Raw genomic sequence first — 6,644 nt, forward strand, 5'->3', positions numbered from 1 at the left:
AAATATGTCAAACAAGAAAAGATATAGCATGCTTGCAAGTACTGCTGCTGTAGCATTCATCTTGGCTGCCTGCGGTAACGGCGTAGATGAGAACGGCGCTACTGAGGAAGAAGTAGAAGACGATGCCAACGGTGAAACTGCTAATGAAGGTCCTGCACCGATTGAATTCGAGACGAGAGTCGAGAATGAAGGGGAAGCAATCGAAGGCGGAACATTAAACGTTGGATTTGTAACTGATTCACCATTCACTGGTATTTTCAGCTATGAGCTTTACACAGGTGCCCCGGATGCAACCGTCATGCAGTATACAATGGGTACACTTGTCGGAACAGACGAGAACTACCGGTTTGATGATTCTGGAGCAGCTACTGTTGATGTTGACCAGGATACTAACTTAGTAACGATTACTTTACGTGATGATGTTTACTGGCACGATGGCGAACAAGTAACTGCCGGAGACATTGCCTTTGCACATGAAATCATTGGTCACCCGGACTACACAGGCGTTCGTTACAGTTCTGACATGCAGAGCATCGTTGGTATGGAAGCATACAAAAATGGTGAAGCTGACAGCATTGAAGGGATCACTGTTGTAGATGACCAGACTCTTGAAATTCAATACGAATCTGTAGGGGTACAGATGCTTCAAGCCGGTGGTGGAATCTGGACTAATCCAGCACCTCGTCACTATCTGGAACATATTCCAGTGGCTGAACTTGAATCTGCACCAGAAATCCGTGAAAACCCAATTGGATTTGGTCCGTTCAAGGTCGAGAACATCGTTCCAGGTGAATCAGTATCGTATACTCGTTTTGACGATTACTGGCGAGGAACTCCAAACATTGAAAGAATCGAACTTGAAACAGTTCCAACTTCAACTGCTGTAGCAGCTATGCAAAATCACCAGTTTGATTTGTTCCTGAGCATGCCTACAGACCAGTTTGAGAACTTTAAAGATATCCCAGGCTATACTATACTAGGTCGTCAGGAAAATGCCTACACTTATATCGGATTTAAACTAGGTGAATGGCAGGAAGCACAAGAAGATGATGAAGGCAACGTAATAGAGCCTGCTCAAAACGTTCCGGATCCAGATGCTAAAATGGCCGATGTCAACTTGAGACAGGCGATGGCATATGCGATCGATAACGATGCTGTTGGTGCCCGTTTCTACCAGGGACTACGCAGCCGTGCAACATCTCCGATCATCCCTAACTTTGCTGACTACTACAATGATGATCTTGAAGGCTATCCTTATAATCCAGATCGTGCTAACGAGCTGCTTGATGAAGCAGGATATGAAGATATAGATGGCGATGGATTCCGTGAAACTCCAGATGGAGAAGAACTGGTGATCAACTTTGCATCAATGGCTGGTGGAGAAGTGGCAGAACCAATTGCCGAGTACTACATGCAGTCTTGGAGAAACATCGGATTGAACGTTCAACTACTTGACGGACGTCTACATGAGTTCAACTCATTCTACGACCGTGTTGAAGCCGACGATCCAAACATCGATATCTTCCAAGCTGCTTGGGGAACTGGAACAGATCCTACTCCAGACGGACTTTACGGCCGTTATGCACCGTTCAACTACACACGTTGGGCTACTGAAGAAAATGACGCCTTCATGGAAGATATGCTCAGCGAGCAGGGCTTCGATAGAGAATGGCGTGCAGAAGTATTCAGAGAATGGCAGGAGTACTTCATGGAAGAGTTACCAATCATCCCGACTCTATTCCGTAATGAAGTCTTCCCAGTCAACAACCGTGTTGGTGCTTACGACATTACTGTAGGAGAAGATCCAGACACACCAGGTGTTGGAATCCACACTTGGTACCTGATCGACGAAGATCGTGCAACAGAATAATTAAAATCACTGATAGACTATCTAGTATCGCTCAAAAATCGCTCAATCACCTGAAAAGACATTGATCTTTTCAGGTGATTTTTTTAGTTTAAATAATTGTAGTTATTTATAAAATGATGTATGATAGTAGTTAATCGGTGTAAGTTTATTCACAATTTACTTCGAATTCAAATTAATATTTTTAGGAGTAATGCATATGTTTTTAGCATGGAAAGAAATAAAGTATTCTAAAACCAGGTTTGCTCTAATTATCGGAGTGGTTGTTCTCGTGTCATATCTTGTTTTTTTTCTGACTGGCTTGGCTTACGGTCTAGCACAGGAAAATAGAACCAGCATTGATAAGTGGGAGGCGACTGGAATCGTTCTTGCAGATGAATCAAACCTTAATATCAACATGTCGATGTTTCCAAAAGAACTGGTCGATGAGGTCGATGCTTCGGAGACTGCTTCTCTGGGTGTAACCTCAAGTGTAGTTCAGCTAGTTGAAGATTCGGAAGATGACGATGATTCGAAGGTCAATGTCACGTTTTTTGGAGTTAATGAAGATGAATTCATCTTTCCTGAGATTCTGGAAGGGGAATCTCTTCAGAATGACAATGAAGTGATAGCGGATATCAGTTTGAAAGAAGAAGAAGGATATGAACTGAATGATGAACTGTCGCTTGCGGGTATCGATACAACCGTAACAATCGTCGGGTTCACGGATAATGCAAAATTTAATGTCGCTCCAGTATTATACACAGATCAGTCAACCTATCAGCATATCAGAGCAAGTGGATTCGGCGAAAGAGACGATGAGATCATTAGTGCTGTTGTAGTTCAGACGGATAGTGGTGAACTGGAAGGAGTGGATCTGGGGACTGATGACCTGGAAATATTTGAAATCGACGAGTTTATCAGTAACTTACCCGGATATAATGCACAGGTACTCACTTTCGGATTCATGATCGGTTTCCTGGTGCTTATTGCGGCTATGATCGTAGGTATATTCATCTATGTCCTTACACTTCAGAAAACTTCAATCTTAGGCGTTATGAAAGCACAAGGGATTTCGTCCGGATATATAGGAAAATCAGTAGTTGGACAGACACTGCTGCTGACCCTCTTCGGAGTGCTGACTGGTCTTGGGCTGACTTTAATCACAGGTCTTCTTCTGCCAAATGAAGTTCCCTATATGAATAATATTCTGTTTTTTGCTGGTATAACAACTTTATTAATTGTTGTAGCTTTAATGGGGGCATTTTTCTCAGTGAGAACGGTAGTAAAAATCGACCCTATTGAAGCTATAAGTTAGGAGATCATTATGAAACTTATTGAATTGAAACAAGTCACAAAAACATTTAATGATGGACGAAAAAAAATAGAAGCATTAAAACAAACAAACTTTTCAGTTGAAGAAGGTGAATTTGTGGCCGTTATTGGCCCGAGTGGCTCTGGAAAAAGTACATTTCTGACTATAATTGGTGGTCTGCAGACCCCTACTGAAGGTCAAGTTTATATCAACGAAGAAAAGTTCAGTGAGCTTGAAGAAAAGAAACGTGCTAAAAAAAGATTTGATGAAATAGGATTTATTCTACAGGCATCAAATCTGATTCCTTTTCTGACAGTTAAAGATCAGCTTCGTCTGGTCAACAAGATCAATCGTTCCAATTTTGATAAAAATAATGCGAAAGCATTGCTGGACGAGCTGAAAATCAACGAGTTAAGTGATAAATTCCCAAGCGATCTTTCAGGCGGTGAAAGACAGCGTGCGGCGATTGCCCGTGCATTGTATCATGATCCGTCCGTTATTCTCGCAGATGAACCGACGGCCAGTCTCGATACAGACCGAGCTTTTGAAGTGGTTGAAATATTAGGAAGAGAAACGAAGAAAAAGAAAAAAGCAACCATCATGGTTACTCATGACGAAAGACTGACGGATTACTGCGATACAGTATATGTAATGAAAGATGGCGTTTTGAGCAAAAAATAAAAGAGGAAAGTTGGATAGGCATGTCAAAAACAGTTAGTGTCATAGGTGCCGGAGTAGCAGGTTTAGCTAGTGCAATCCGCCTGCAGCATGCAGGTTACGATGTAACGATATATGAAAAATCCAAAATGGCTGGGGGGAAGATGCATCAGCTTAAAAAAGATGGCTTCACATTTGATGTAGGACCTAGTATTGTGATGATGCCCGAACTTTATAGAGAAGTATTTGAGCTGGCAGGACGGAATCCGGATGATTATATCCCGATGCAGCGGCTTGATCCCATGTATTCAGCCTTCTTTGAAGATGAGAAGATAGATGTCTCGTCAGATCTTGTGAAACTTGTTGAGCACCTTGAGGGGATTGGGGAAGAAGATGTAATAGGATTTCTTGGTTATTTGAAAGATATTTATGAAAGGTTTACGATTGCGAAGGAGTATTTTATTCAAAGACCATTTAGAAAGCCCTCTGACTTCTATAACCCATTCATGATCAAGCAGGCAATGAAGCTCAAGACGTTTGACAGTGCAAATCATTCAATAGGGAAGTTCGTCAAAGATAAGCGCCTGCAGCAGATTCTAAGTTTTCAGACTCTGTATATAGGGATATCTCCTATGAACGGTCCATCTCTTTACACAATTATTCCTATGATCGAGTACTTATACGGCATCTGGTTCATAAAAGGTGGCATGTATACGATGGCCAGTTCAATGGAAAAACTGTTTCTGGAACTTGGCGGTCAGGTAAAATATGGAGCAGAAGTTGATGAAATTGTCATTGAAAATAAGCAGGCTACAGGAATAAAGCTGAATGGAGAAAAAATCCTTTCCGACTATGTCATGTGCAATGCCGATTTTCCATACGCTATGAAGAACCTTGTAAAAGATACGAAAGCTAAAGGGAAATACACAGACAAAAAAATCGACAGTATGAAATATTCCTGCTCATGTTTCGTCATGTATCTGGGGATGGACAAGAAGTACGATAAAGTGGATAATATCCATAATTTTGTATTTTCAAAGGATCTGGATGAAAATCTGGAGGATATTTTTGAAGGGAAGTTGCTTGATCAGGCTTCTTTCTATGTCTACATTGCATCCAAACTGGATGAAGATCTGGCTCCTGAAGGAAAGGATGGACTCTATGTTCTGGTGCCTGTTTCCGATCTCTCTACAGCCAAGTATGAGTGGACAAATAATACAATTGCCCATTATAGAAACCAGGTAATCAATAAACTTAAGACGATTGAAGGCTTTGAAACAATAGAAGCTGATATTATTTCTGAAAGCTATACCACACCCAAAGATTTTGAGTCCAAGTTTAATGCTTATAACGGAGCGACCTTTGGCCTGAGACCTACTTTAACTCAAAGCAATCATTTCAGACCTCAGGCTAAGTCAAAAACAGTCGAGAACCTGTATTTTACTGGGAGCAGCACTCATCCAGGAGCCGGAGTTCCAATCGTTTTGACATCTGCAAAAATAGCAACGGAAGAACTTATTTTAGACGACAAATAAACGAAATAAAGACCCGTTGAATCTGATTTGAATAGATTCAGCGGGTCTTAGATGTCTATTTATATTGCAAAGTAAGATTCCAGATAACGCGCGACACCATCATCATGATTAGAAAAGGAAGTAATATCTCCGGCAATGGCTTTAAGCCTGTCAATACCGTTGGACATAACAACACCCAGTCCGGCGTACTGAATCATTTCATAGTCATTTTCCTGATCCCCAAAAGCAAGTATATCTTTGCGGTCGATATTGTAGTATGCAGCAATCCGTTCGAGGCCAAGTGCTTTCTGTACACCGGCTGCCACTACTTCAAGACAAGGCGTATCGCCGCCCCACATTCTTACTTCAACAGCGTCTCTATACTGTTCGATAATCTTTTCTTCGATGTAAGGCTGGTACTGACGAGTAGAAGTAAATACACCGACAGAAGTAGGATCTTCAAGAAGCGTTTCAGAAGTCAGCTGTTTACTGACTTCAATGCCTTCAGGAAAGAAATCAGGATAAGGGATGTATTCACCTTCTATATAAATAGATTGTTGTGACTCAGCAGCAATCAGCTGGACTTCCGGATTCTCTCTCAGAGAGAGCATAGAGATGGCCAGGTCTTTACTCAATGTCTTATGATAGCTGTGAGACCAGTTTTGCTCAGAAGGGTTATGACACCAGGCACCATTAAAGTTTACGATGGGTGTTGTCATTTCAAGTTCTTTGTAATAATAATAGCTGTTGCGATAAGGCCGGCCGGTCACGATGGATACGATATGTCCATCCTTGCGCAATCGGTTCAGTACATCCTTAGTGCGTACACTCAGCATGGACTCATCGTTTAATGTCGTTCCGTCCAGATCGAGTGCAATCAGTTTTCTTTTCATTACTATCTCTCCTCGTTGACCGTTTAATCATCTTTATCCAGTATATCAAAGCTTTAATGAAAAGTATATTTGAATTGAAAAAGGGTATGTGTCAAGACTTTGGCGGAAACTTTTTTTTCTAGAGATGGTAACTCTTCAATTTTAATATTAAAATGGCTCATTCTGTGTGTTTCATTACCCAAACATTTTCTTCAGTTGTCCCATTGGACTTGATGTGGAACTATAATTAGCTATTTCTCCCATTTTAACGCCTATAGAAGGACGATTAATCTTTTTCAAAACAGCTCTAACAGCGCCTTTAAATTCAGGGACAATGGTTTGTTCAAATGCAGGTAGTTCGGCTCTTAAAGCTTCTAAAAGCGTTCCGTTTTTACGAGCTGAAATAATTGAAGCTAAGTTTCCAGCTCCTTTGGCTGAAA

Annotated in this window: 5 protein-coding genes and 1 pseudogene; 4 read left to right on the forward strand and 2 right to left on the reverse strand. The window is 41.2% G+C overall.

All coding sequences use genetic code 11. The annotated features are described in order from the left end of the window. Nucleotides 1-4: 4 nt before the first annotated feature. The 4 genes from BLR76_RS02545 to BLR76_RS02560 all read left to right on the forward strand — a co-directional run bounded on the left by BLR76_RS02545 (nucleotide 5) and on the right by BLR76_RS02560 (nucleotide 5,353). On the forward strand, nucleotides 5-1,870 hold the full coding sequence (locus BLR76_RS02545; RefSeq protein WP_091265062.1) for an oligopeptide ABC transporter substrate-binding protein: 1,866 nt from the start codon (nucleotides 5-7) through the stop codon (nucleotides 1,868-1,870). A gap of 196 nt (nucleotides 1,871-2,066) precedes the next feature. Beyond that, nucleotides 2,067-3,164 (forward strand): ABC transporter permease, encoded by a 1,098-nt coding sequence (locus BLR76_RS02550; protein WP_091265065.1) that lies wholly within the window; start codon nucleotides 2,067-2,069, stop codon nucleotides 3,162-3,164. 9 nt (nucleotides 3,165-3,173) lie between these two features. Then, nucleotides 3,174-3,842, forward strand: a complete 669-nt coding sequence (locus BLR76_RS02555) for an ABC transporter ATP-binding protein (protein ID WP_091265066.1) — start codon at nucleotides 3,174-3,176, stop codon at nucleotides 3,840-3,842. A gap of 20 nt (nucleotides 3,843-3,862) precedes the next feature. After that, nucleotides 3,863-5,353 (forward strand): phytoene desaturase family protein, encoded by a 1,491-nt coding sequence (locus BLR76_RS02560; RefSeq protein WP_091265069.1) that lies wholly within the window; start codon nucleotides 3,863-3,865, stop codon nucleotides 5,351-5,353. Between the two features lie 59 nt (nucleotides 5,354-5,412). Here BLR76_RS02560 and BLR76_RS02565 read toward each other — a convergent pair whose 3' ends face one another. Beyond that, nucleotides 5,413-6,225: a Cof-type HAD-IIB family hydrolase gene (locus tag BLR76_RS02565; protein ID WP_091265072.1), complete on the reverse strand. Its 813-nt coding sequence runs from the start codon at nucleotides 6,223-6,225 to the stop codon at nucleotides 5,413-5,415. Between the two features lie 174 nt (nucleotides 6,226-6,399). Next, a pseudogene (locus tag BLR76_RS11745) lies at nucleotides 6,400-6,644 on the reverse strand (hypothetical protein); the annotation flags it as partial.

Origin of the sequence: Alkalibacterium thalassium (assembly GCF_900101165.1) — a bacterium.
GTDB classification, from domain to species: Bacteria; Bacillota; Bacilli; order Lactobacillales; family Carnobacteriaceae_A; genus Alkalibacterium; species Alkalibacterium indicireducens.

Excerpts from the sequence above, each read along its gene's own strand:
- BLR76_RS02545 (WP_091265062.1), top strand. The coding sequence starts at position 5 with ATGTCAAACAAGAAAAGATATAGCATGCTTGCAAGTACTGCTGCTGTA.
- BLR76_RS02565 (WP_091265072.1), bottom strand. The coding sequence starts at position 6,225 with ATGAAAAGAAAACTGATTGCACTCGATCTGGACGGAACGACATTAAAC.
- BLR76_RS02560 (WP_091265069.1), top strand. The coding sequence starts at position 3,863 with ATGTCAAAAACAGTTAGTGTCATAGGTGCCGGAGTAGCAGGTTTAGCT.
- BLR76_RS02555 (WP_091265066.1), top strand. The coding sequence starts at position 3,174 with ATGAAACTTATTGAATTGAAACAAGTCACAAAAACATTTAATGATGGA.
- BLR76_RS02550 (WP_091265065.1), top strand. The coding sequence starts at position 2,067 with ATGTTTTTAGCATGGAAAGAAATAAAGTATTCTAAAACCAGGTTTGCT.